The organism is Ralstonia sp. RL, assembly GCF_001683835.1.
GTDB classification, from domain to species: domain Bacteria; phylum Pseudomonadota; class Gammaproteobacteria; order Burkholderiales; family Burkholderiaceae; genus Ralstonia; species Ralstonia mannitolilytica.
The window spans coordinates 333,868-359,897 of record NZ_LWRX01000001.1; the positions used below are offsets into that span (position 1 = coordinate 333,868).

At 63.4% G+C, this 26,030-nt stretch carries 18 protein-coding genes; 6 read left to right on the plus strand and 12 right to left on the minus strand.

Features of this window, described 5'->3' with window-relative positions:
- Positions 1 to 134: 134 nt before the first annotated feature.
- From A6M56_RS01440 to A6M56_RS01495, 12 genes are all read right to left on the minus strand, one after another.
- Positions 135 to 1,088 carry a DUF6708 domain-containing protein gene (locus A6M56_RS01440; protein ID WP_102079368.1) on the minus strand — a complete coding sequence of 318 codons (954 nt, stop codon included), beginning with the start codon at positions 1,086 to 1,088 and terminating at the stop codon, positions 135 to 137.
- Position 1,089: 1 nt separating this feature from the next.
- Complete coding sequence (locus A6M56_RS01445; protein ID WP_145997150.1) at positions 1,090 to 4,347, minus strand: T6SS effector BTH_I2691 family protein; 3,258 nt, start codon at positions 4,345 to 4,347, stop codon at positions 1,090 to 1,092.
- 12 nt (positions 4,348 to 4,359) lie between these two features.
- Positions 4,360 to 5,340: a hypothetical protein gene (locus A6M56_RS01450; protein ID WP_145997149.1), complete on the minus strand. Its 981-nt coding sequence runs from the start codon at positions 5,338 to 5,340 to the stop codon at positions 4,360 to 4,362.
- A complete protein-coding gene (locus tag A6M56_RS01455) occupies positions 5,328 to 8,048 on the minus strand; it encodes a type VI secretion system Vgr family protein (RefSeq protein ID WP_286757643.1) in 2,721 nt (906 codons plus the stop codon). The genes A6M56_RS01450 and A6M56_RS01455 overlap by 13 nt, the downstream gene beginning before the upstream one ends.
- Before the next feature lie 11 nt (positions 8,049 to 8,059).
- Positions 8,060 to 10,783, minus strand: a complete 2,724-nt coding sequence (gene tssH, locus A6M56_RS01460; RefSeq protein WP_102079364.1) for a type VI secretion system ATPase TssH — start codon at positions 10,781 to 10,783, stop codon at positions 8,060 to 8,062.
- A gap of 39 nt (positions 10,784 to 10,822) precedes the next feature.
- Positions 10,823 to 11,923: a type VI secretion system baseplate subunit TssG gene (tssG, locus tag A6M56_RS01465; protein WP_102079363.1), complete on the minus strand. Its 1,101-nt coding sequence runs from the start codon at positions 11,921 to 11,923 to the stop codon at positions 10,823 to 10,825.
- The gene (gene tssF / locus A6M56_RS01470) at positions 11,887 to 13,737 is read right to left on the minus strand and encodes a type VI secretion system baseplate subunit TssF (protein WP_102079362.1); all 1,851 of its coding nucleotides are present in this window, start codon (positions 13,735 to 13,737) and stop codon (positions 11,887 to 11,889) included. The genes tssG and tssF overlap by 37 nt, the downstream gene beginning before the upstream one ends.
- Positions 13,738 to 13,794: 57 nt before the next feature.
- On the minus strand, positions 13,795 to 14,268 hold the full coding sequence (gene tssE, locus A6M56_RS01475) for a type VI secretion system baseplate subunit TssE (protein WP_062738273.1): 474 nt from the start codon (positions 14,266 to 14,268) through the stop codon (positions 13,795 to 13,797).
- Positions 14,269 to 14,331: 63 nt separating this feature from the next.
- On the minus strand, positions 14,332 to 14,835 hold the full coding sequence (locus tag A6M56_RS01480; RefSeq protein ID WP_062738242.1) for an Hcp family type VI secretion system effector: 504 nt from the start codon (positions 14,833 to 14,835) through the stop codon (positions 14,332 to 14,334).
- Positions 14,836 to 14,947: 112 nt separating this feature from the next.
- Positions 14,948 to 16,432: a type VI secretion system contractile sheath large subunit gene (gene tssC / locus A6M56_RS01485; RefSeq protein ID WP_062738241.1), complete on the minus strand. Its 1,485-nt coding sequence runs from the start codon at positions 16,430 to 16,432 to the stop codon at positions 14,948 to 14,950.
- Positions 16,425 to 16,937 (minus strand): type VI secretion system contractile sheath small subunit, encoded by a 513-nt coding sequence (tssB, locus tag A6M56_RS01490; RefSeq protein WP_062738240.1) that lies wholly within the window; start codon positions 16,935 to 16,937, stop codon positions 16,425 to 16,427. The genes tssC and tssB overlap by 8 nt, the downstream gene beginning before the upstream one ends.
- 35 nt (positions 16,938 to 16,972) lie before the next feature.
- Entirely contained in the window at positions 16,973 to 17,605 is a 633-nt protein-coding gene (locus A6M56_RS01495; RefSeq protein WP_062738239.1) for an outer membrane protein assembly factor BamD, read from the minus strand.
- Between the two features lie 336 nt (positions 17,606 to 17,941).
- Between A6M56_RS01495 and tssJ the strand changes: the two genes are divergently transcribed.
- The 6 genes from tssJ (at position 17,942) to A6M56_RS01525 (ending at position 26,021) form a co-directional block, all read left to right on the plus strand.
- A complete protein-coding gene (gene tssJ / locus A6M56_RS01500; RefSeq protein WP_373271721.1) occupies positions 17,942 to 18,625 on the plus strand; it encodes a type VI secretion system lipoprotein TssJ in 684 nt (227 codons plus the stop codon).
- Positions 18,626 to 18,640: 15 nt separating this feature from the next.
- Complete coding sequence (tssK, locus tag A6M56_RS01505) at positions 18,641 to 19,987, plus strand: type VI secretion system baseplate subunit TssK (protein WP_102079361.1); 1,347 nt, start codon at positions 18,641 to 18,643, stop codon at positions 19,985 to 19,987.
- On the plus strand, positions 19,984 to 20,784 hold the full coding sequence (icmH, locus tag A6M56_RS01510) for a type IVB secretion system protein IcmH/DotU (RefSeq protein WP_062738236.1): 801 nt from the start codon (positions 19,984 to 19,986) through the stop codon (positions 20,782 to 20,784). The genes tssK and icmH overlap by 4 nt, the downstream gene beginning before the upstream one ends.
- Positions 20,785 to 20,854: 70 nt before the next feature.
- Positions 20,855 to 23,593, plus strand: a complete 2,739-nt coding sequence (locus A6M56_RS01515) for a type VI secretion system Vgr family protein (protein ID WP_286757645.1) — start codon at positions 20,855 to 20,857, stop codon at positions 23,591 to 23,593.
- A gap of 5 nt (positions 23,594 to 23,598) precedes the next feature.
- Positions 23,599 to 25,077, plus strand: coding sequence for a hypothetical protein (locus tag A6M56_RS01520; RefSeq protein WP_102079360.1), 1,479 nt, complete (start codon positions 23,599 to 23,601; stop codon positions 25,075 to 25,077).
- Positions 25,074 to 26,021, plus strand: coding sequence for a hypothetical protein (locus A6M56_RS01525; RefSeq protein ID WP_102079359.1), 948 nt, complete (start codon positions 25,074 to 25,076; stop codon positions 26,019 to 26,021). Before A6M56_RS01520 ends, A6M56_RS01525 begins: the two co-directional genes overlap by 4 nt.
- Positions 26,022 to 26,030: the final 9 nt, after the last annotated feature.

Here is a 26,030-nt window from a genome sequence, read left to right on the forward strand (position 1 = left end):
GCACGGTGCTTTTCGAGGGTATCCGCCGCCTTGGCCTGGTAACTCAGCTCCCTCTGCATCGGACTTGAGGTATGGAAGCCCTTGTGCGGCGATTCATACCCAATGGATACCGGCACCTTCCTGGCACGAGAAAACTAAATTCGCTGAGTTAGGCCGGTTTGCGAAACGATCTCTGCCGGCCACTTTGGCTCCGGCGCAAGGCGTTGTCCGACGTACTCGAAAATACCCGCAGGAAGAAACAGCCAAAACAGCGGGATCCCAACCGCCGTCAGCAGCACCAACTCAACCACGTGCATATTGGCGCGCAGCCGTGCGCCTTCTTCTGTCCGGTCAAACAACGGATAGAACTCCAGCAGGCACCGTCGGAAACTGATATCGCGCGGGAACGGCCTGATGTCTCGCAAGTTCTTTGGCCCCTCACTCATGAAGCAGCGGATATACGCCCACATCTGATGCAGCACGAGTGGAGTCGCCACCTGCGACTTCACGATGATCCGATCCTGGACCTTGGTCGTATTCGCTTCGCACTGCGCCAAAATCAGCCCATAGCGCACCGAGTATGTCTTGCCGTTGTATCCGGCGATCTTTCCAATTTCCGCTTCGACGCGCGACCAATCCAGCTCCTTGATCACGGTCTTCCATGTGGCGAATGGATTCGCCTTGGGCACATACTCAAACGCAAAGACCTTCCGATTTTTTCGATCGAACAGAACCGGAAGGTCTCGTGGCGTCCTGACCCCTCTCTTGATGAGGTGAAGCAAAAGAACCGCAAGCCCGAGCAGCATCAAGGCCAGCACCGACGCGATGACCGGCGACTCTTCAGGGTGGCCCTCCTGATACATCTGGCCGATGAACGGCAGCATGGCGACAAACGCGACGGAGACGCCCACCCCAAACATCAGACCAAAACCACGCTGGATGGACGACGCCCGGGACAACTCAAATACGTCTTCATTCACGTAATTGAGGTCGAGTGAGAGGTTCGGTTGATCATTCTTGTCGCTGGACCTGAGCGGCACGGTTGGGCCGGGCAAGTCTTCATACCAGTAGGGGCTCTGCGGCTGCAGCTTCGACCCAGTTTCTTGCATTTCAATCACTCACTGTCATCAGCTTTTCTGCCCACCCTTCAGGGTCGCTCTTGTCCGGCCAATACTTCACCTCGATCTGGGCCTTCTTGAAGATCTTGGTGTTGACTTCAATGCTCTCCTCGATGGTGTAAGACCCAGCTCCTCGTTGCGCCGTACCTTGACGGTTCCGATAGCGCGACGACGTATCGATGATCTTGCTGGGCATCGCCTTGAATTCGGGTAGCACATCCGGGTCTTCTCCGCCCGCCATGATCAGTTCCGCTCCCCCTCGTCCGTCGATCGCCTTCACCTTCCATTCATACACAGACCGCTTGGAGTCGTAACTGGGGAAAGTCAACTTGACCTTCAACGTGTCGAATCCAGTTGCCATTTCTCTCCAATCATCATTGAAACCCAGCTCCACGCCGAGGCCCAGCACCAATGCGTTCAGGTCAGCGATCTCATCATTCACCTGAGCATCGGTCCACTTGCCCTCTTTGCGCTGCCCCTTGCCCCAGTAGCACCGGTCCAACCAGATTTCTACCGGCGTACGCTCTGCGTTGACTGCATACCATATCAGCCCGATCCCGATTGCGGTGAGCAGCAGAATCCAGCCAAGGGGTCCGAGTATGAACGCCCCAGTTAGCGCGGAAGAGAATCCCGTCAGGAAACCGATGGCCGCACCGGCAACGAACGTGGCTGCCGCACCGGCATACGCCCATCCTGCCTTCGACTCACCTTGCCGGAATGCTCTGACAGCAGAAAATGCGGCCTGTATGCCGTCCACAAGCAGGGATAACGCCCCCAATGCTGCACCGGCCTTGATGAGTTTCTCGCCTACAGTTGCACCAAATGCCTTCAGCGTTGCCCCGGTCAGTTCGAAGGAAGCACCAATGAACCCGAGCGTGGCGGACACAACCGGCAGCTTGGCCTCCCACCCGCCTTGCTCACCAAGCGTCGCGTCCATCTGCTTGCGCGCATCGCGAAATGCCCACCCCTGAAGGACAAGGGAACTCAGAGCCAGAAGCGGCTCACCGCTTGCGCCAATCCCTCGAAGGCTTTTCGTGAGCAGCGACCTTCCCAGATTCTTTGCCGCACCTGGCAGCAGAGCCACGCTCCGCTCTAGTGGCCGCAGTATCTGAACCGCATCTCGACTCAACGTGACTGCCGCAATCTTGAGCGCGCTAGCGGCGTGTCCAGTCAGATCGACTGCTTCACGCTTTGCCTTGGCGATAACGGCCTCAATGTCCTTCTTCAGCTCGTCCGCCTTCTCCAGTGTCCATATGGTGACTTCGATGATCGTGTCCCGGACCTTGGCATTCGGAATGGAAAGCATGCCACCGATGAGCACACTGCGAACCTTCCGCCCGGAAACGTCGGCGAACTTCTTACCAGCGGCCGCCCCTTTTCGGGAAAATTCGTTCAACAGATCGACATACTGGCCGATCGTCATTTTCACCTGGATGAATACCGGGCTCACGTTGGCATAGAGCCTGAGCGCAGCCTGCACGACCATCTTTACTTTGGTGTCGACTGCATCGGCCGCCTTGTCTGCCAGCTGTGAGACTGCCCCATTTACCGCCGCGACAAGATGTGAAGCTGCCACCTGTACTTTCGTATCCATCAGGCGCTTGAAGCGTTCCGGGCCGTCGACCTCCTTGGAGGCAAGGATGGCTTTCAAGGTATCGTGCAGCTTATCGCCCTTGTTCAAGTCGGAGCCGGAGGGCAGCATGGCAGTCAGCAAATCCTTGCGCCCACCTGCGATGGCAGCATACGGAATCGTGAAACCCGTGGGATTGGCGGCATCCTTATGATTGCTTAGCCACTCGTCCCATAACTTGATCCCGGCTTCGCCCTGCGGCCCGCCCGCCAATGCCGGAGCACACATGGCCATGAGCCTAGTGTTCTCGTGGAGCTTCTCAGTGTCGTAGTCGCCGAGCCACGTTTTCCATTCCGCTGTGCGCGCCCAGGTGGCCCAATCCTGATCGCAATCCGATATCTGGTTGGCGAACTCGCACATTTGATTGGTATAGCGTTGTTCGAACTTCTCGCGTTCGCCCTCGTTATACGAATCCTTCAGCTTGTCCCACGTCTTCTTCTGCTGCGTGGAGACACGCTCGGCGCGCGTCGTCGTTACCGTCGTCCTTTGAGTTTGGCTCGGAAGATCGTCGGGAAAGATATAGGTCTCGCTGACCGTGTCCGGGACTTTGCGCTTTGCTTCGTCTTCCTCAATTGCCGACTTTGTCGCCGTCTCGATCTGCTTTTTCAGCCCGACGATCGCCTGCGATACAAACAGCGGCCGAGCCACGGCAGTGTTGTACGCCTGCCGCCATTCGACGCGGTCGTGAATATGACCATTCAGCTCTTTTACGATGCCCACAGGATCGTGGACGGCAAAGGCTGCAATCTTGCCGGGCTTGCCCATCGCTTTGCGCTTGTCTGCAACGTTCTTGGCATAGCCGGTCAGGGCAGCCGACTGCCCTGACCGAGCGAAGTTGCCATGAAGACTTTGCCACGCATTGTTCTTCTTCGTTGCCTGATTACCCCGCTGATCCCAAAGCCCCCCGCTATACCCACGGCGCGCCAGATACTCTTGGTCCTGCGCGACATACTCGAACACCATCTCATGCAGACGCGTGTTATCGGGGCCGATCTCAAAACAGTGCTTGGTGGTGTCAGGATTCGACGCCACTTTTTTGATTTCACACAGTTGCATGCGCTTAGCAGGGTCGCCCTCATATTTCCCACGCACTGTGCTATTCCAGACGTTCTCTGAAAAGGCGATCCAGACCTTCTCGTAGCCGTGCGGAATCGTAATGAAACTCGCCGGGATATTGTCGCCGGCACGCTTACACGCTTCCGTCAACGGCCGCTCGGTCTTCCAGTCCGGATCATCCGGATCCGCCAGAACACGCAGATAACCATCTTCGGTCACAACGTAGCTTTGCCACATGCCCGCCTTACCGAGATAGACGTGCACGAAGCCCTTTCGCAGGATCCGAAGCGCGTATTTGTTCGCTTTGAGTTTCTGACTGTCGAACGCATCAAGCATCGACACTGCACTAAGCGGCTTGACCCCGGATGCAGCCACATAATTCGGTAACACCGCATAACGAACCGGCAGAATGGGATACCCATCGCGCTCGCAAAAGCCGCATTTACCAGTCTTGTTGTTAGGCGCGCACTTCTGCGCAGTCTGGGCGTTCTTCTTGATCGCCTGCGCGCCATTGCCGGGCGCAGGAGCGGTCGTCTTCGCAGCAGTTGCCGGTGTAGTCGCCATATCGAACTCTTATTACTGAAGTGACACGGGGTCGATGCCGTATGAAGCGATTTCGTCGAGAACCACGTCGGGCTGCGCCGCGATAGTCTCGGCGAGAGAGTCCTCACTACCCGTTCGTATGTCCTGCAAGATAGTCTGAACGTTAGGGTGCTCGTACCAGAAGGGACTCAGCGTGAGGCAATTGAGCACGAAAAAAATCACGTCCTGCTGGCCGCGTAGCCCTTGCTCGTTTGCGAGTCGAACCAATCCGTCAAGCGTCTTCTCTGGACGCTCGGGAATGCTCAGATCGGACTTCTTGAGCGCCATCAAAACCCTGCGGGCATCGGCAATACGGTCATGCTGCGCCCACATGGCATGCAACTGCTGAACAGACGCCGGTTTTGCAGGGTCAGTCTCCGGCGCCGATAGGGAACGTACCGTCGCAGCAGCATCGATGAACCACCAGTGCGTTCCCGGGGGAAGCAGCGACGGCAGGATGTCCGCATCATCGTCGGCAAGGAGTGCCAACCGGTGCGGCTCGAACCACGGCAAGACTCTCCGGCCCGTCAGCGGATTGGCAACAACGCACCTCGCCGCGATCTGGGATGCCAGTTCGTCTGCGTTCGCCGCGCACGCTACCCATCCGCATACGTAAGCACCATTCACGCTCGCGCTACGCTCGATTGCACGATCAATTGTCTCGCTGAGCAACGCCTCATCCGGATAACCGTGATCCCCTGGGCTGAATACCGTGACAAGCAGTGGGCAGATGTCGGGGTCATGCTGAAAATCCGGGCGGTCAACGCGCGCCCAGCGGGTCTTGGGCTTGCGCTCCAGCAAATGCTCCGGATGCAGCAGGTCAAACGGCGCAACGGGGTGGTTCGGATCCAGGATGACATGAATGTGGTATGCCGGATGCGACTCCCGAACCTCGAACCAGTCGGCGTACAGTCGCTGCAGTACATCCGTCTTTCCAGGCGTAAAAGCTTGATCTGCGTGCATCACGATTTCCATTCGCATTCGGCAAGCTGGCCCGGTTTCGTCGAATTACTAGCCCCCGCCCCACCCGGCCCCACAAACCGATGCCCCGCCCCCTTAAACGTCACCATCCCAGGCGCATGCAGCTCAATCGTTCCATTCGTCACCTTGATCTGCGCACCGGCCGCATTGACGAGCACGTGCTGCTTCGCCTCCGCAGTGACGTTGCCCTGCGTGGAGGCGACCGTCACGGCCTTCTCCGCCACCAGATGGGTCTCGCCCTTGAGGCTCGAAAGCCCGACCTTGCCGCTTGCGGCATGCATGGCGATGCCCGGCGTGGCATCCCCGGCTTGCCCGAGCGATTTGCCGTGCGCGTACAGGCTCACGCCCTCGGCCACGGCGACGGACAGGTTGCCGCCCACCGCCACGTTGGCATCCTGCTTGGCCGCCAGCGTCACGTGCGTGCCGGCAACCAGCACGGCATCGGCCGGCGTGGTCGCCAGCACCCCTTTGGGCGCCGACACCTGCAGATGCGGTTCGCTGTAGGCAACGGCTTCGGCGCCTTCGCCCGCGCGTTCGGTGTGGCGCAGCACCTCGGTGGTATGGCGCAGTTGCTTGAGCGCGGGGAGCTCCTTGGCGGCCGGCTCGTCGGAGATGCCGGCCTTCTGCTTCTGTGCGGCATCTGCGAGGGATTCGGCGAGGTCGCTGGCGGCCTCGATCTGGCTCGCCGCGGCTTCGCTGTCCTGCAATGACGTGCTGGTGCCCGCGCTGTGTGCGGTGAGCAGCAGGCCGGCCCCGGCGCGCACGGCACCGCTGTCATCGGTGGCGAGCGCGGCGCCGTGGCCGAGGTCTGCCTGGCGGGCGCTGTCGCTTTGCTCCTTGTGGTGGCCGAGCACGAGTCCGGTGGCCGCCTGGGTAGTGCTGAGCTGCGTGCGGCCCTGGCCTTCGGTGTCATCGAACACGAGCTGGTTGTAGCCGGACGTGCCCGACTGGCTGCCGGCCAGCGCCTGCGTCTTGATGCCGGACAGCACTGCGTTGTGGGCGTAGGCGCCCTGGCTCTTGCTGTCGCCGGCAAACCATGCGGGAGCGTTGCCCGTGGCGCCGGCCGCGCCGGCCTGGTTCTGGTTGTATTGCGCGTCGGTCTGGCCGCTGCCGTTGTAGGCCGCGCCCACCACGACGGGCCGGTCGATGTCGCCTTGCAGGAATTCGACCAGCACCTCCTGGCCGACGCGCGGCAGTGCCACGCCGCCCCAGTTCGGGCCGGCCACGGGCGCGGTCACGCGCACCCATGCGCCAAGGCCTGCGCTGGCGCGTGCGTTGTCGTCGCCTGTCGGATGCGGCTGGCGGCTGGCCGAGCGTGCGCCGCGCTGCCAGTGGAACTGCACCTTGATGCGGTGATCGCGGTCCGTATGCACGGGGCCGTCTGCGCCCACGACCAGCGCGGTCTGGCTACCGATAACGGTTGGACGAGGGTGCAGCGCGCGGCCCTGCGCGTCGGTCTGCTGCGGGCGCACGGGCACGTTGTCGCGCACGACAGTGAAGTGGTTGCGATAGAACGGCGCGTCGTCGCCTGCGGCATGATTGCTTCCCCCGGCCAGCACGTCGCCGCCGCGCAGTGCGCCTAGCGTTTCGGTCAGTACCTGGCCGAAGCGGTCGTCGAAGTTGTTGCGCGCCTGGTGCTTCACGGCCAACACGGCAAAGCGCTGCTCGCCATCGTCATGATCGAAGTGATCGAGCAACTGGAAGCGCGTGCCGGTCGCCAACGTGCGGGCTGTGCCTTCGCCGTCGAACTGCTTGTCGCGCAGCTCCAGCGCTTCCATCATCAGCCGCGCCACACGCTGCGCCTGGTTGTTGTCCTCAAACCAGTACTGACCGGGGTAATCGGTGTCTTGCAACGTCAGTTGCGGACCGTCGTTGCTTTGCTGCTGCGCGCCGAGTTGCGCCGTGCGCTTGGCGTTGGCGCGGTAGTCCCAACTGGCGATCGATACGGCATTGGTCTGCCAACGGCGGGCGCCTTGCCAGCGATCGATCACGTCTTCAGTGGCGGTGGCATCTGCACGGCCAAAGCGGATGCTCGCCTGTGCGTTGTCGGCAAAGACGTCATTCGAATCTGCAATGACCATGCGGTGTACGCCCAGCGCATCGCCGTCCTTGGCTTCGTGCTCGAAGAAATAGAAGAGCCCTTCTTCGGCCAGCAGGCGCGTGACGAAATCGAAGTCGCTTTCGTCGTATTGCGTGATGACGCTGCGGCGCGTGTAGACCGAGCTGTCGCGCAGCGCCCATCGCCACGCGGGCACGAGCCGGCCCTGGCCCTGATAGTCCCCAAACACGCTGTCGACCACCTCGATGACCGACATGTCCTGGAACAGGAAGCTGTCCTGCCGATGGCGCAGGAACGCGAGCCACGGTTCGATCACGAGCCGATAGCGTACGAGCCCGCCGTTGGCGCCCAGTTGCTCGAAGCGCGTCACGTGGCCATGGAACGGTCGAAGCGCGCTGCGGCTTTGCTGCGTCAGCAGGTCCAGCCGCACGGGCTGGCCGAGCAGCTTGGCGGAATCGATGTCGGCGTTGTCGGACAGCGCGGTGAGCTCGATCCGGAAACCGCCCGCGTCGATGTGCTCTGCGGCATCGAGTTTCTCCGCCAGCAGCGCGTTGGGCCCCAGCGGCGTTTCCAGCCGGAGCAGCCGGTCGGCCTGCCAGAACGACGCGCGCAGCAAGTTGGCCAGTTCGGTCGGAGAGACCATGGTGTGCTCGCTTATTGGATGCGGTACTTGAACTCGCCGTTCTTGCCGACGCCGACCTTGATCTTCTCGACGCTGCCGCCTTCGGCCATGCGCGTCAGCACCGACTCGGCAATCTGCGGCAACAGCGTGCCGTTGAGGATGTGGTCGACCGCGCGGGCGCCGGCGTCCACTTCGGTGCAGCGCGCGAGCACGGATTCGACCAACGCGTTGTCCCACTGGAACGTGGCCTTGTGGTTGGCCGCCACCCGGTCCCGGATGCGACCGAGCTTGAGCGTGATGATCTCGGCCAGCACGTCGTCGGAGATCGGGTAGTACGGCACCACCTTCATGCGCCCGAGGAATGCCGGCTTGAACGCCTTGTACAGCGTCGGGCGCAGCAGCTCGGCCAGCGCATCGGCGTCGGGCAATTCGTCGGCCGCCTTGTTCAGGCACGCCTGCATGATGGCCGATGACCCGACATTCGACGTGAGGATGATGATGGTGTTGCGGAAGTCGATCGGGCGGCCTTCGGCGTCGTCCATCTCGCCCTTGTCGAATACCTGGAAGAACATCTCCAGCACATCGGGGTGGGCCTTCTCTACCTCGTCGAGCAGCACGACGCTGTACGGGTTGCGACGCACCGCTTCGGTCAGCACACCCCCCTCGCCATAGCCGACGTAGCCCGGCGGCGAGCCCTTCAGCCCCGACACGCTGTGCGCTTCCTGGTACTCGCTCATGTTGATGGTGATGAGCTTGCGTTCACCACCGTAGAGGATGTCGGCCAGCGCCAGCGCCGTTTCCGTCTTGCCCACGCCGGAAGGGCCGGCAAACAGGAACACGCCGCGCGGCTTGTTCGGGTCTTCCAGGTTGGCGGTGGCGGTGCGCACGCGCTGCGCGATGGCATCCAGCGCGTGGTCTTGCCCGATCACGCGGGCGGCCAGCAGCGGCTTGAGGTTCAGCACCGTGCGCAGTTCGTCCTTGACCATGCGGCCGAGCGGAATGCCGGTCCACGCCGAGACGATCTCCGACACCACATGGCCATCCACCTGCAGCGGCACCATGGGCGATTCGCCCTGCAGCGCGCGCAGCTCTGCGAGCAGCGTGGCCAGTTCGTCCTGCTCGTCTGTTTTGTCGGCAGCGCGCTTACGCTTGGGGATCGAGACGACGTCGCTGTTGGCGGCCACGGGCAATGCGTCTTCCTCGCCGGCCTGGGCGGTACCGCTTTCGCGCGCCTCGCGCAGCGCCTGAATGCGAGCGACCAGCGCGCGCTCCTGCGCCAGACGTTCGGTGTTCTGCGCGACGCGTTGCTCCAGCTCCGTGCGCCGCTCGTTCAGCGCCTTCAGGCGCGCGTCGTGCCCGGCACCGCCGCTTTGCTCGCGCTCCAGCGCGTTGATCTCGCCTTGCAGACGTTCCAGCGTTTTCTGGTCGTCTTCAATGGCACCCGGCGTGGCGCTCTGGCCCAGCGCCACCTTGGCGCACGCCGTGTCGAGCACGCTGACGGCCTTGTCCGGCAACTGGCGGCCGCTGATATAGCGATGCGACAGTCGCACCGCTTCGGTAATCGCTTCGTCCAGCACGCGCACGCCAAAGTGGCGCTCCATCAACGGCGCCATGCCGCGCAGCATGGCGGCTGCCAGCGCCTCGCTCGGCTCTTCCACCTTCACGACCTGGAAGCGCCGGGCCAGGGCGGCATCTTTTTCGAAGTACTTCTTGTATTCGCTCCACGTGGTGGCGGCGATCGTACGCAGCTCGCCGCGCGCCAGGGCCGGCTTGAGCAGGTTGGCTGCGTCGTTCTGGCCGGCTTGCCCGCCCGCGCCGATGATGGTGTGCGCTTCGTCGATGAACAGGATGATCGGCTTGGGGCTCTTCTTCACCTCGTCGATCACGTTCTTCAGGCGGTTCTCGAACTCGCCCTTGACGCTGGCGCCGGCCTGCAGGAGGCCCATGTCGAGCGTGCGCAGCGTCACGCCCTGCAGCGGCGGCGGCACGTCGTTGGCGGCCACGCGCAGCGCCAGCCCTTCCACCACAGCGGTCTTGCCCACGCCCGCCTCGCCGGTGAGGATCGGGTTGTTCTGGCGGCGCCGCATGAGGATATCGATGACCTGGCGGATCTCGGCGTCGCGCCCGACCACCGGGTCGATACGGCCGTCGCGCGCCGATTGCGTGAGGTCAACGGTGAACTGGTCGAGCGCCGGCGTGGCCGTCAGCGCTGCGGCAGGCTTGGTGCCGTCGCCTTGCGTTCCGCCTGCGCCGGCATCGGCCATGTCGACGGCCTGCTCCTGCTCGCCCGAGCCGGCGGTCATGCGGTCGAAATCGTGCTTGAGGCGGTCCGCATCGATCTGCCCGAACAGGCGCGAGCCGCGCTGTGCGAGCGCCGAGAGGCTCGGTTCCGTCAGCAAGGCCAGCAGCAAATGGCCAGAGCGGATGCGCGTGATTTGCGAATCGAGCGAGGCGATCAGCCAGCCGTGCTCGAACAGCTTGGGCAGATACGGAGAAAACGCCGGCGTGCGCGTATTGCCGGTCTGGAAGCGGCCGATCTCGGCTTCAAGGTCGCGCTGCAGCGCGGCCAGGTCGATGCCGCTGGCGCGCGCAGCCACGGCAAAGTCGCTGCGGGGGTTTTCCAGCAGCGCGAGGAACAGGTGTTCGAGATCCACTTCGTAGTTGCCGCGCGCCATGCACAGCGACGCGGCGCGCTCGGCGGCCTGCCGGCTCGTCGCATTGAGCTTGGCGATCAGGGTTTTGAGTGGGATGGCCATGGCGGCAGCGCTCCGAAAGAATCGATGAATGTGTCGGTGTCAATGCAGCGGCGCGAGGGTGTATTGCGCATCGCTGCGGTCCTGCTGCGCGGGGCGGGAGCACAGGAAGGTGTCCCAGCCGAGGCGGCCGTCGTTGCTGCCGCCGCGTGTGCCGAGCGTGCTGCCCGCCACGTCCTGCTGGCGCAGGATCAGCTTGATCTCGAACTCCAGCGTGGTGCCGCACAGGATGGTCAGCATCTTGCGCAGCGCCAGCGAGCCCGGCGCGCCCGGCAGGAAGTTGCGATACTGCGCGCGCTTGAGCGGCCCGACCCACAGGCGCACGCGCAGATCCCGCTGCCAGACGCGCGCGCCGGCCAGCGCGGTGGCGCCGAGCACGTTGTTGGTGCTGCCCAGCCGCGTGTATTGCGACGCCGGCACGCGGTACCACGCGCCGACGAACTGCTCGACGCGCACAGGCGCCTGGAAGTAGTCCGACAGCACGCGCTGCAGGTACGCCGCAGAGACCGGCCGATGCCGGATCGCGGTGGCATAGCCGGCCAGCGCCTCATCGAGGATGGGCCCGGGCGTGGCGGAAAGATCGCGGCGCAGCGACTTGTCGCCGGCGCCCGCGAGCGACAGCAACAGCGGCAGGTAATGACGGTTGTTGTCGACTTCGTACTGGAATGGCAGGCGGTATTTCTTCCACGCGAGGTAGAACAGCGCGGTGGCGCGGTTCGAGAAGATGTCGAAGAACGCGCGCGCGGCGCGGTCGCGCCATACGGTTTCGCGCTCGGCGACGATCTCGGTGTAGCGCAGCGGCAGAGCGCCCTGCCCGCCCAGCATGCCGAAGAACGTCGGCGTGATGGCAAGCGTATCGAGCGCGCCCTCTTCCCATGCGGCGATGAAGGCGGCGTCGTTCTCGAGCATGGCGGGCGTAACGCCCTCGGCCTCGATCCCTTGCAACTCGCTCGGCGGGAATGCCAGCGACAACGTATTGCGAAAGCTCAGCCGCGTGGCCAGCGCCTGCTCGGGCGCGATGCCGCCCCTGCGCGCGAAGAGCTGCTCCAGCAGGCGCACTGCCTGGAAGAACTCGTACCGGTGCGGCTGCTGCAGCAGCCGGCGGATCACACCAGGATCGACTCGCCGCTGCGGGGTGCGCATTTGATCAATTCCTTGCCACTGCGGCGGGACACCGCAATCAGCTGCACAAAGCTGTTCATGTGGACGTACAGCCCGAAGAAGTGGTCCAGCACGCGGATGAACCGATGCAGGCCCGTGCCGACAAAGGCGTCTTCATCGAGCGTGAGCCGCACTTCCAGCCCGCGCACGAACGTGGCGAACGGCTTGCCGGCCAGCCACTGCGTCGTGGGTCGGTAGTCCAGGCCGACAATCCCTTCGATCTGCCGGGCAGAGATGGCGCTGCGCGGCAGGTCGTGCAGGCGCAGCATCTCTTTCAGCGTGGGCAAACCGTTCTGCACCAGCGACAGATGATTGAGCGCGAGCAGCGAGATCTGCCGCCACTGCGCCGCACGCCCGCCGCCAAAGCGCATCGACGGCGTCGGCTTGCGCAGGAAGGTGATGTTGCGTGCAATCGAGCTGCCCTCCATCGACAGGTCTCCATCGGGCTGGCCGAACGCCAGCGTCGAGGGCAGGTCGCGGTTGGTGCACGTGACGGTCAGGCTGAGCGTATCGGTCTGCGGGCTGACGGGGTCGAACTGCGTGTCGACGATGGAGATTTCCGTCTCGAACCCGGGGCTGCGCTGCGCGACGAGTTCGTTGCGGCGCGCGAGCCAATAGTGGCCGGCACGGCCGGGTTCCTCGCCGTGATGCAGCGAATAGAACGGCCGGAACTCCGTCACCTTCTCGTGCGCGGCGGTCTCGCGCACCAGCTGCACGTTGTCGATGGAGTAGATGTCAAAGCCGTGCGCGCGCCGGCTGTCGGCCACGACCGGGTAGGCGCTGGCGGTGTGCTCAATGCGGATCGGGTCGGCCTTCTGCTGGAACAGGTTGACCACCGGTGTGCAATGCAGGCGCAGGTGCTCGGGCTGCAGGTTCTCGAGCAGGCGCGCGGCGTGCGAATCGCTGCGCACGTCCTTCAGCACGAGATGCAGCGTCAGCCGGCGCACCGGCACGCCGGGCGTCATGCCCCCCCGTACTGCGGCGAGGTCGATGTCGAAGAAGTTGAACTTCTCGGCAAAGCTGAAGTGCTCGGTCAGCAGCCGATAGGCCGGGTGCGAGCGGGCCGGGCAATCGATCAGCGATTCGCTCTCGGCAAAGCCCACCTCGTGCAGCGGCACGCGGACGAGGCGTTTCCACACGCCGGCGCGTTCCGCTTCGACGTACGCGGCGGCGGTATGCAGGAACAGGGCATCGCCCAGCGCGGCAACGAACGACGGCTCGCCGTCCATGTAGACGCGCAGCCTGTCCATCGCCAGGGACTCGAAGCCGCCGCGTTCGCCGGCATATTCCAGCGTGAGAGCGATGGCGCCCGTGGCGCCCTTGGGCAGCTGCACTGCGGCCGGCGCGGAAACTGCGCGCTCGAACGTTGCCTGCGCGATGCGCACGGGGGCGAACGTCACGTCGTACGCCGTACGGAAGCGGCACTCGACCTTGCGCACCACGCGCGTGGTCAGGAACGTGCCGCGCGGCACGGTCACGGGCGCACTCAGCTGCGAGGCCACGCCGCGCACATCGAAATGCGCCACCGAGCACGACGGAAACGGCCGCAGGTAGTGCGGATACAGCACCTCCAGCAGCGCCTCGGTAAATTCCGGATAGTCGTCGTCGAGCTTCTTGCTGACCCGTGCGGTGAGGAAAGCAAACGATTCGATCATCCGCTCGACGTGCGGATCATCGCAGCCGTCGCCGGACATGGCGAGCCGGCCGGCGATCTTCGGATACCGCTCGGCGAAGTCGCGCGAGTACCGGCGCAGGAAGGCCAGTTCTCGTTCGTAATAGGGCAGCAGCTCTTCCATTTCGTGGCGGTCCGGTGTCGGCCCTGCCGGCGTGATGCCGCGCAGCGCCGTGCAATCTCAGCCGCGTCCGCGCGACACGGAATAGCGCAGCGTGGACGGTTGCAGCATGGCATCAAAACTCACGGGTTCGCGCGCAGGGCCCACCAGCAGCACGGCGCTGATGCCGAAACACAGCGCATTGGTTGCCCGCTCGTTGATCTCCAGCGACACGTTCACATGCTGCAGGCGCGGCTCGTGCCGCTCGATCGCCTTGGTGAGCGACTGGCAGATGTAGTTGCGGTCGTAGAAACTCGCGAGGCTCAGGCCGGCAAAATCGTTCAGCCCATATGTGAGCAACGACCGCTTGCACTCGGGCAAGCCTTGCAGGTCGTCTTCCTCAAGCACGATGCGCGTGTTGAGCAACGACTCGATGTCGCGGGCCACGGTGCTCTTGAGTTCCTCCAGCGACAGCTGGCGCAATGCGGTGGGCATGGGCGCGTGGGGCTCGTCGTCGAAGAGCTTGTCGAGCAGGCTGGGTTCGAAGCCTTTCATGTTGCGTACCAACGCGAGCACCGCAGCGCGTGGCTGCGGTGCTCGCCGTCAAGACACCAAACGTTAAACCGAGTAGGTCTTGTCGTTCTTGGTGAGGCTCCAGGCGCCCTGCGAATTGCCGCCCTGGCCGCCGGCGCCCTTCTGCTGCGTGTACTTCCACTGCACGGCGGCGTAGCGCAGGCTGAACTTGTCGCTCGGGATGCCCTCGGCCACGACCTGCGAAGCCACCTCGCTGATGATGGCGTTCTTCAGCTTGATCTCGAGGTACTTCACGCGGTTGCCTTCGCCGTCTGCACGGAAGAACTCGACGGTGACTTCACCGAAGGTCGTGCCGCCGGAGGCGTGCTGATACAGCAGCGGGCTGACGACGTCGAGGTCCTTCGTGAAGACCATGTCGCGGTGCTCGCAGCGCTCGGCGGTGTGGCCGCCCGCGGTGGACGCGGTGGCCGAACGCGGCTGGACGATGTCCTGCGACCAGCTGTTGATCTCGATCCAGTCCTTGTGATCCTTGTCTTGCGACTCGCCTTTGATTGCCGGGCTGTCGAACTTGACGTAGATATCCTTCATACAGAGACCCTCTTCAATAGATTGGTTGTTGGTACTGCAACGGGTAACGAGCGTAACGAGTGGTTAAGCCCGAACATTCCCCCCCGGGGAGAGTCCGGTCAGGAATCAAGCATCAAGCGTTGGCCGACTTGGGCAGATCCGCCACCAGGCGCAGCGAGATCGACAGCTCGTCAAGCTGGAAGTGCGGCCGCAGGAACGCCACCGAGCGGTACGTGCCCGGCTTGCCCGGCACTTCCGACACCTGGATCGAGGCCTCGCGCAGCGGGAACTGCGCCTTCTGTTCTTGTGTGGCGTTGTCGTCCAGCAGAACGTATTGCGAGATCCAGCGGTTGAGGAACGTCTCGACGTTCTTGGCCGAGGCAAAGCTGCCGATCTTGTCGCGCATCATCGCCTTCAGGTAATGCGCCACGCGCGAGACCGAGAAGATGTACTGCAGCTGCGCGGACAGCACGGCATTCGCGTTGGCGCTGTCGGTGTCGTACTTCTTGGGCTTCTGCACCGATTGCGCGGCAAAGAAGGCGGCGTAGTCGGAGTTCTTGCAATGCACGAGCGGGATGAAGCCGAGGTCGCTCAACTCCTTCTCGCGGCGGTCGGTGATGGCGATTTCGGTGGGGCACTTGAGCGCGATCTCGCCGTCGTCGGTCTTGAAGGTGTGTGTCGGCAGATCCTCGACCAGGCCGCCGCCCTCCACGCCGCGAATGGCCGCGCACCAGCCGAAGTCGTCAAACGCCGCGGTCAGGCGTGCACCGAACGCCCAGGCGGCGTTGCACCACAGGTACTTGCTGTGATCGGTGCCGTCCACGTCTTCAACAAAGTTGAAGCTCTCGACCACGGTGCCGTCCTTCGGGTTGTACGGCAGGCGGCCCAGGAAGCGCGGCAGCGTCAGCCCCACGTAGCGCGAGTCTTCCGAATCCCGGAACGACTTCCACTTGGCGTACTCGACCGTGTCGAACACCTTGGCGAGGTCGCGCGGTTTGCCCAGGTCGGCAAACGACTCCAGACCAAGCAGCTCCGGCGATGCCGACGAGATGAACGGCGCGTGCGCAGCCGCGGCCACGTGGGCCATCTGCTCGATGAAGTAGACGTCTTCGGGCTGGCGCGTGATCTCGAAATCGCCGATCAGCGCACCGAACGGCGCCCCGCCGAAGGTACCGAACTCTTCTTCGTAGACCTTCTTGAACAGCGCGCTCTGGTCGAAGTCGATGGCGGTCTTGAAATCCCGTACGAGATCGCGCTTGGTCGCATTGAGCGCCTTGATCTTGATCATCGTACCGGTCTGCGTTTCCTTGACCAGGTAGTTCAGGCCGCGCCAGGTCGATTCCAGCTTCTGGAATTCCGGCGCATGCATGATCGCGCTCAACTGCGACGAGATCAGGCGATCCAGCTCGGCCACGCGTGCATCGAGCGTGGCAGAGAGGTTGTCGGACACCACCACGGTGCCGCTCAGCACCTGGTTGGCAAGCTCGCCGATGATGTCCTTGGCGCGCTCGCGCTCGGAGTCGGACTTCGCGACGCGGCTCTGCTCGACGATGCTGTCAAGCAGGCTGACTTCCTCGGCAACCGAGGCGCCCTGTGCAGCGGATTGGTTCTCAAGCATCGTCGCCTCCGTTCTTCCTGGCGCTCAGCTTCTTAGCGTTTTCGGTGTTCTTCAGGACTTCCGACAGCAGGTCTTCGAGCTTGTCGTTGCCTGCCATCTTGTTGCGCAGGTCGGCCAGCTTGGAGCGGGCCTCCAGCAGCTGGCGCAGCGGCTCGACCTGGCTCACCACGGCTTCGGGGCTGAAGTCTTCAAGCGAGCGGAACTTCAGGTCGACGCCAAACTTGCCGCCCTCTTCCGTCAAGGTGTTCTGCACCTGGAACGCCGCGCGCGGCTCCACGGCGGCCATCACGTCGTCGAAGTTGTCGCGGTCGATGTTGACGAACTTGCGGTCGCGCAGCTTGGGCTGCTGCACTTCCGACTGTCCCGACAGGTCGGCCACCACGCCCACCACGAACGGCAGTTCCTTTTGCTCGATCGCGTCGCCTTTCTCCACGTCGTACGTCAGTTGCACGCGCGGCGGGCGCACCTTCTGCAGACGCTTCTGCACACTTTCTTTCTTGGCCATCACGTTCCTCCAGGGAGCAGAACCAGTGCAGCGGTTCAGCGCAGCGCGCCGAACGGGTCGCTACCGCCGGCGGCGGCACCGGTGGCGGCGGCCGGCGCGGCAGAGCCATGGTTGGCGGCTTCGGCGGCCGGCGCGGCACGGCGGGTCACGCGGCGCTTGACCGGCGGCCGGGCCGGCTGCTCCGCCGGGAACAGCACCTGTTCGCCCAGCGTGTCGCGCAGCATCTTGGCCAGCACCTGCGCATCGGTCTTGACGTCGCCGGCCAGCGCGCTGTCGGCACGCAGCTCCTGCAGCGAGCGGCGGGCCACGCGCAGGCCGCTCACAGCCAGGATGCTCTTGGCCTGGCGATCGGCGTTATCGCGCTGCAGCGCTTCTTCAGCGGCCAGGATGGCCTGCGGATATTTCTCGGAGCCGAACTGCAGCTGCGCGATGCGCACCCACGGCTCGTCACGCGTGGGGTTCTGCTTGGCGATCTGCTGATACAGGTCGATGGCCTTGTCCTGCTGACCGCCCTTCGCGGCGGCTTCGGCCTCCGACATGCTTTGAGTAAAGGCCTCGTCAGTCTGCGGCCCGGGATTGGACGTTGCGCAGCCCGTGATGAGGGCGGCGGCGCCAGCCAGCACGATGAGGGAACGGAGAAGACGGGAAATGGGCAGGGTTTTGGCCACGGCGAGACTCTTCAGAAGTTCAAAGTGGTACGTCGATATCCAATCGAATTCGCCGGAATCGGCGAGTTAAATGTTGGTCTCGACTGGCGCGAAATAGTACACTCCGCTCGTCGCCGTTGACAACCAAAAAGACATTATTAAGAAACCGAAACATCCCTTTGAATTCAAGCGCTTACCGAAGCGCCTTGCGTCGGGTTTCGATTATTAAGAAACCGAAATATTTTCGTGTTGCGTTTATTAAGAAATCGAAACATTGGCCACGGATGGCCGGTTTTGGTGTATGTGTCGCAGCGGGACAGAGAGAATTAAATAATCAATAACCCAGGCATGAACATAATGAAATTCGGTGCGAGTTGGCGGCATTCTGGGGCGCAGCGGGGCTGCGGCAGCGCCCGCCAGCACCGCCTCGCCACGGCATGGAAATGCGCGCTGGCGACGGCCGTGGTGGTCGGCATGGCGGGGTGCTCCACGGGTGCGAGCGTGCTGGCCGGTGCCGCCAACGGTGCACTCGAGGCGATGGGCCTGAAGCCGTCGAACGTGCCCGACGCGCAGAAGCCGCCGCGCGAAGTGCCGCTGAAGATGACCGCCGGTGCCAATCTGAATGCCGCCAACGACCGTCGCCCTGTCGCGCTGGTGGTGCGCCTGTATTCGTTGAAGGATCCGACCAGCTTCCTGCAGGCGCCGTACGACACCTTCATCGACCCCGCACGTGAAAAGCAGACGCTCGGCGCAGACCTGGTCCAGGTGCGCGAGATGACGCTGATCCCGGGCCAGCGCTACGACTTCACCGAGAAGGTCTCGCGCGAGGCCTCGACGCTGGGCATCGTGGCGCTGTTCCGCAGCCCCGCCGCCCAGCGCTGGAAGTTCGCCTTCAACACGGAGAAGAACGAGAAGTCGGGCATCGTCATCGGCCTGCATGCGTGTGCCATGACGCTCACCACCGGCACGGCAACCACGCCGGCCGGTGCCGTGCCGCTGACCGACCTGAACCTGCTTTCCCCCGCAAGCTGCGGCAGCTGAACAACAAGGGCCAACGTGAGTTACTCCGCAAAGATTCTCTGGGGCGAGGGGCTGTTCCTGCGCCCGCAGCATTTCCAGCGCCAGGACGCCTATCACGAGTCTCGCCTGCACGCGACGGCGCAAATGATCCAGCCCTATGGATGGGGCGTCCGTCATGCGCGCTTCGACACCGATGCGCTCGCCAGCGGCGTGCTGCGCGTGATCGAGCTGTCGCTGTTCTTCCCCGATGGCGAGCTGTATTTCGCGCCGCAGGCCGATACGCTGCCGCCGCCACTCGTGCTCGATGCCATTCCGGCCGGCGTATCGGAGCTGACTTTCCACATCGCGCTGTACCCGCTGCAGGACAACGGCGGCAACTACCGTGAGCAGGTCGAGGGCGCATCGGTTTCGCGCTTCGTCGGCATGGAGGAAGAAACGGCCGACCTCTATACCGAAGCCGAGCCGGCGTCGATCACGTACCTGAAAAAGTCGGTCAAGCTGATTGCCGAGACCGAGCCGCGCGACCAGTTCATCTCGCTGCCCGTCGTGCGTGTGCGGCGCACGGGCACCGGCGGCTTCGAGCTGGACGAGAGCTTTGTCGCGCCGAGCCTGTCGATCAACGCATCGGCCGTGCTATATCAGCGCCTGCGCCGGCTGCTCGACGCGCTGCAGGCGAAGGTGAACGCGCTGTACGGCTTTCATCGCGAGCCGACCAAGAACATCATCGAATTCCGCTCCGGCGACATTGCCTCGTTCTGGCTGCTGCATACGGCCAATGCGGCGTTTGCGGCGCTGTCGCACCTGTATCACCACCCGGACCTGCACCCGGAGCGCCTGTTCCAGGAGATGCTGCGCCTGGCCGGCGCACTGATGACGTTCACCAAGAGCTACACGCTGGCCGACCTGCCCGCCTACGACCACGACAACCCCGGCCCCGTGTTCGCCAAGCTCGACACCATCGTGCGGGAGCTGCTCGATACGGTCATCTCGACGCGCTACTTTGCGATTGCACTGGAAGAGACACGCCCGTCGTTCCACCTCGGCCGCATCGACTCCGGCAAGATCGACGACGAGACGAGCTTCTATCTGTCCGTCTCGGCCGACATGCCGGTGGCGGAGCTGGTGGAAGCCATTCCGGCCCGTTTCAAGGTGGGCGCGCCCGACGACGTGGAGAAGCTCGTGCTGTCGTCCATGCCCGGCGTGCCGCTGACTTACACGCCGCAGGTGCCGCCAGCCATTCCGGTGCGCCCGGGCGCGTGCTATTTCGCCGTCGAGCCGCGCGGCATGCTGTACGAGCGCATGCTGCAGGCGCAGACCCTCACCATCTATGCCCCGGCCGGCATCCGGGAACTCAAACTTGAACTGATCGCGGTGACTTCATGAGCGCTACCACCACCCCTTCGCTGTTTGGCGGCTCGGCTCCCGGTTCGGGCAATGCAGGCAACGCAGCGGCGGATGCACGTGAATCGAACATGCATGCGCGTACGCTGCTGGACCTGCTCTACGACGGGTTCTTCATGCTGTTCCAGCTGCGCAACGGCCAGCAGCCCACCAGCGCGGAGGATTTCCTCTCGCGCGTGCGCGCCTTCCTTGAAGATTTCGACCGGGGCGCCAAGCGGCTGAACGTGTCGGCCGAGGACGTCTTCGATGCCAAGTACGCGTTCTGCGCGGCCGTGGACGAGACCATCCTGTCGTCGAACTTCTCGATCCGCCCGGCATGGGAGCGCCGCCCGCTGCAGCTCGTATTGTTCGGAGAACAGCTCGCCGGCGAGACGTTCTTCGTCAAGCTCGAAGAACTGCGTGCGCATGGTGCGCCGCGCCTGCAGGCGCTGGAGGTGTTCCACATGTGCCTGCTGCTGGGCTTTCGGGGCAAGTACATCCTGGAAGGGCCGGAGAAGCTCGCTTACCTTACCGCGCGCCTGGGCGATGAGATCTCGGCCATCAAGGGCAAGCGGGCTGCGTTTGCACCGCACTGGCCGCTGCCCGACAAGGTCGCGCACACCCTCAAGCGCGAAACGCCGCTGTGGATCTTCGGCGCGGTGTTCGCACTGATCGCGCTGCTGGCCTTCCTGGGGCTGTCGCACACGCTGCGCACGAAAACCAACGAAACGCTGGAAGGCTATTCGCAGGTCATCAAGCTCGGGCCGCGCTTTTCGCACCTGACCATTTCGCTGCCGTGATGGCCACGATGGGCCGCGTGCCCATCCTTCTGCAGAACCGCAACACGAACCCCAGCGCGACGCTGTTCCGATGAAGCCCTTGTCCAACCTGCCGGCCGCCGTGCCACAAGCCGTTCTGGGCGCGCTGCTCGGGCAGCAGACCCGCCAGATCACGCTGGAGACGGCGCTCGCCTCCGACAACCTCGTCGTGGAGCGCTTTACCGCCACCGAAGCGGTATCGGCCTCGTTTGTGCTGCACGTCGATTGCCTGAGCCCATCGGCGCATCTGGACACCGCCAAGCTCGCCTCGCAGGAAGTCACGCTGCGCCTGCTGCAAGCCGACGGCAAGCGACGCGCGTGGCACGGTTACGTGGCCGATTGCGCATCGCTGGGCGGCGATGGCGGCCTCGCACGCTATCGGCTGCGCGTCGTGCCCTGGCTCGACCGCCTGCGCACACGCAGCGACTGCTTCGTCTACCAGGACAAGACCGCGCTCGAGATCATCGAAGACGTCTTCGCCGACTACCCTGTCGCGCACTACCAGATTGCCGTCACGCAGCCGTGCGCCAAGCGCTCGATCTGCTGCCAGTACCGCGAGAGCGACTACGCCTTCGTGATGCGCCTGCTGGCCGAGGAAGGCCTGTCGTTCCGCATCGAGCACGCGCAAGGCGACGAGAAACAGCAAGGCAGTACGCAGTCGCGCCACACCGTCGTCATCTTCGACAACGCTGCGCAGCGGCCCACGTGCCCGCAGCCCAAGATCCGCTTCCACCGTGTCGACGCGACGGAAAGCGAAGACGCCATCGAGCGCCTCTCCCACACGCACAGCGTCGGCACGAATGCCGTCACGTTGGCCTCATGGGACTACAAGGCCCTGGCCGCTACCGCAGCACAGGCGACCGCGAGCGACCCCGGCGGCGAACTGCCCACGCTCGAGCGCTTTGAAGCCTCGGGGCCGTATCAGTTTGCCGATGCGCAAGGCGCCAGCCTGGCCGCGCAACTGCGCATGCAGGCACACGAGGGTGCCTACCTGCGCTACGAAGGCCAAGGCAGCGTGCGCCAATTGGGCGCCGGCCAGCGCTTCACGCTCACGCAGCATTTCGACAGCAAGCACAGCGAGTTCGTCACGCTGCAGGTGGAACACGAAGCCGCCAACAACCTCGGCGCAGACATCGCCCGGCTGCTCTCCACTACCGAGATCGAGTCGGGCAGCTACCGCAACCGCTTCGTGGCCGTGCCGGCCGAGGCCCCGATCGTGCCGCCGTACCGCCGCCGCCCGACCGCACCCGAGGGCCAGGCCGCCGTGGTCATTGCCGAAGAAGGCGCACCGCTGACCACCGACCGCGACCACCGCGTGCGCGTACGCTTTCCGTGGCTGCGCGCGCCGGAAGCCGGCGCGTTCTCCGACCCGGCCGGCAACGACCGCACGCAGGTCACCGCCTGGGTGCGCGTCGCCACCGCCAGCGCGGGGCCGAACTGGGGCGGCCACCACCTGCCGCGCGCCGGCACGCAGGTGCTGCTCACCTTCATCGATGGCGACATCGACCGTCCGATGGTCGCCATGCAGCTGCACAACGTGCAAGACGCCCTGCCCTGGGCACCTGCCGATGCGCCGCTTGGGCAAGCCCTTTGCGGCTGGCATTCACAAGGTCTTGGCGGTGACGGCTACAACCAGTGGGTCGTCGACGATCATCCCCGCCAGTTGCGCACGCGGCTGGCAAGCTCCACCGCCAACAGCCAGCTCACCCTCGGCTACGTGACCTCGCATGGCGCCACCGGCGGCGAGCGCGGCACGTGGCGCGGCACCGGCGCTGAGCTGCGCACCGATGCCTGGGCCGTGGTGCGGGCCGGCGCGGGCCTGCTGCTCTCGACCACCGCACGCCCTCAAGCCACCGGCACGCTGCTCGACGCACACGAGGCGCGCGGACAACTCACAGCCGCGCAGAAGACCGCGCAACGACTGTCCGATGCCGCATCGAGCCAGCAAGCGCTGCCGCTGGCTGCCAACGAAGCATTCGAGCCGATCGACAAGGCACTCGACCCCGCTCAGGACGGCAAGTACCCGAACAGCGTCAACGGACAGGACACGCAGCAGCCCGTCGACAGGTTTGGACAGCCGCTGCTGGTGGCCGAATCGCCTTCGAGCATCGCCCTCGCCTCGCAAGCCACGACCACCGTGTATGCGGGCCGCCATCTGCACTGCACGGCGCAGGCGGATTGGCATCTTGCAGCGGGCAATGTCATCGCCGCTGCGGCCGCCAAGGGCGTGAGCCTGTTTGCACAGCGCAACGGCATCCGCGCGATTGCGGAGGGCGGGCCGGTGTCCATTCAGGCGCATACCGATGCGCTCGCCGTGCTGGCGGACAAGGCGGTCACCGTGACTTCGTCAGCGGATTCGGTGGAGATCCTCGCGCAGCAGAACATCGTGCTGCATGGCGGGGATTCCCTGATCCGGCTGGAAGGGAATGCGGTGACGTTTGAGACGTCGGGGTTGTTGTCGGTGAAGGGGGCTGGGCATCCGTTTGAGGGGCCGGGGGGGCAGGCGGCGGCGTTGCCGGCGTTGCCCACTGGCGCCACAGATCTAAAGCACTGGATCGAGATCAACCATCGCGACATGGAAGGCGAGCCGTTCGCTGGCCAGAAATACAAGATTCACTTTGAAGACGGGCAAGTCATTTCGGGCCAGCTCAACGCCGAAGGCCACGCCCGCCACGAAAACGTGCCGCAGCGCGCTGCTCGCGTCGAATACGAGATGCCAACTCCCGGTAACGATGAGCCCTGGGAACAAATCGCCAAACTAATCCAAGCCTCTCGCTCCAAGCTGGGATAAAGACAATGTGGGACGAACTTGAGAATGCGCTCGCGTGGTTCAAGAGCGCGCCGGCCGGCTGGATCGCCAGCGGTAAGCAAAATCTAGCTTCTGCTGCTGAGTGGATCTGGGTGGTCATCCAGGGGGACTTCGCTGAAGAGCAGTCAACGGGACAAGCCGTCACTGGAACGGTCATCTCCATGATTCCTTTCGTCGATCAGATCTGCGATGTGCGCGACGTAGTCGCAAATTGCCGCAAGATCAACAGCGATTCCTCGGATAAATGGGCATGGATAGCACTAGTCCTTACGCTGATCGGATTGTTCCCAGTACTCGGCTCTCTGGCCAAGGGCTGCTGCAAGATCATGTTTGCCTATGGTCGCAAGTCTGTATTTCGCGTGGGTAAGGTGGCGCTGGACAGCGATTTTTGGAAAGCCAGCAAGCCCTTCGTCGAAACGGGCATACAAACGCTCAACAGACATCTGCAATCGCCAGCGGTACGCCGAGGGCTACGCGCTATCAAGGTTGCAAATCCCTATCACTGGATTGCAGGCAAAGTACGCGAGGTGAATGGCAAACTGACGGTAACCGAGCTTATCCGCGCGTTCGACAAGGTGTTTGAAGCACTGCGCTACTTCGTGGACCTGATCCAGCGTTGGGGCACGACGGCCATGGCAAGTCGAGCTGGAGAACTCCTGAAGTCGATCACACGCATCAGAGAAATGATGAACAAGCGCCTGGGCGAAGTCCTTGCGCCGGTCAACCAATGGCTGAAAAAGTTGGAGCGTCGATTGGAGATCGAGGGCGACATGCTCTACCGAGCCAATGTCAACGCGGTGAATCCTCACAAATACACGTGGTTAAAGCCGGATGACGAAGTGGCCTTGCTGGACAAGCACGGCGCTAAATGGGTAGACAAATCAAAACGCCTGCCCTACAAGCCGCTGGGCAACTTCACACCGGTTGCAAACTGGCCTGACCTAAATCCGATACTGAAGCCCGGTGAACGGCACCCGCTCAAAGACGCGTACGCAACCTTCCATAGCGCCAAGCCTGTCACCATTCCGCCCGGCGAAGTGCTATACCGTGTGGTCGACCCATCATCCGCCGACAACAGCATCTGCTGGATGCGTAAAGAGGAATTTCTGAAATTGAAGAGTCGCGAGGACTGGCGTCGCCGCTTTGCCGTATGGCGTCATTGGAACCGCAACGGCGAATACCTGACCTATACCGTGCCACCCGGCGCTGGCTTGAACGTATGGGAAGGTCCTGCCGCCAGCCAAACACTGAAGGGGCATCCCTACGTACTGGAGGGCGGAGCCAACCAGATCGTTCTAGACCCCACACATCTGCAGCCGGAGGCTCTGAGCAAGCGGCAGCCCACAAACTGGGGCTATACAGACTTCCCTGGCGAAACCGATGAATTCCTTGGCTTACCCAAGCTGACGAACAATTTGAATTCCTACAATCTGCCGCCCAATCACCCGATGCGAAATTCCAAATGAGCACGCCGCTTTATCCGCAGGAAATCTATCTGCTCGAACGCTACACCTCTGTCGAGTACTTCGGCGCGATGCGCGATGCGTGGCGCGCGGCGGTCAACCATGTGGAGGACTGCCTTGCTCGATTCATGACAAAGCTCCCAGCGGACTATCGCAGTCGCCCGCAACCTCTACAGCCGGACATTGTTTGGGGACAGCGTGTGCTTCCGAATTTCCGCCAAACGGTGCTCATGCTCGACGACAGCTTCATCCGGTTGACACATCACGATTATGACGCGTTGCTGACTGCGGACGCGGTAACCGACGATGTCCGCGGACAACGGGATTTCTCTACGGACTGGTTAGATGAAGTGCAGCCGAATGCAGCGTCACGGTATGAAGAACTTCTGTATCGGGCTAACCAATATGCGATCAATATTAGCCACACGATCCATATCGGCTGGAATGCAACGACTTTGTCAACAGGTTACAACGCGACCGCCAGAGGTCCGTTGGATGCGCCAGCCGCTTGGCCGCGCTACGAATTGGATCCAACGTTTCAGGTCAGCACAGGCAAGACGATCATTGAATCAGGCATCTATCTACCCGACTTGGATGAATCCAGCGCTCAGTTTCTGTGCGCCGGAGACGAAGCCCCGACGGCCCTAGTCGGTTACGACGGTCAACAAAACACATCCGAAGCGCCAGCGCTTTGGACTCGCATCCGCCGCGTGCCAGGCTCTACCGCCTCAGATGGGCTACTTGATCTCCTTCCGCAAAATAGCCACAGGCCGGTGGGGCGCGCACCCGGGGGGGATACGTGCCCACGCAGCGGCTGGTGGTTCACGCCTGCAGCAGCCAATTCGCGCCGGTACTTCAAGCAAGGTGAAGTCATGCCCACCATATCGTCCGACTACGGCAGCGCCATCTGGCAATGGGATACGGATCAGGGCGAGCCAAAACTCTAGGGCTACAGC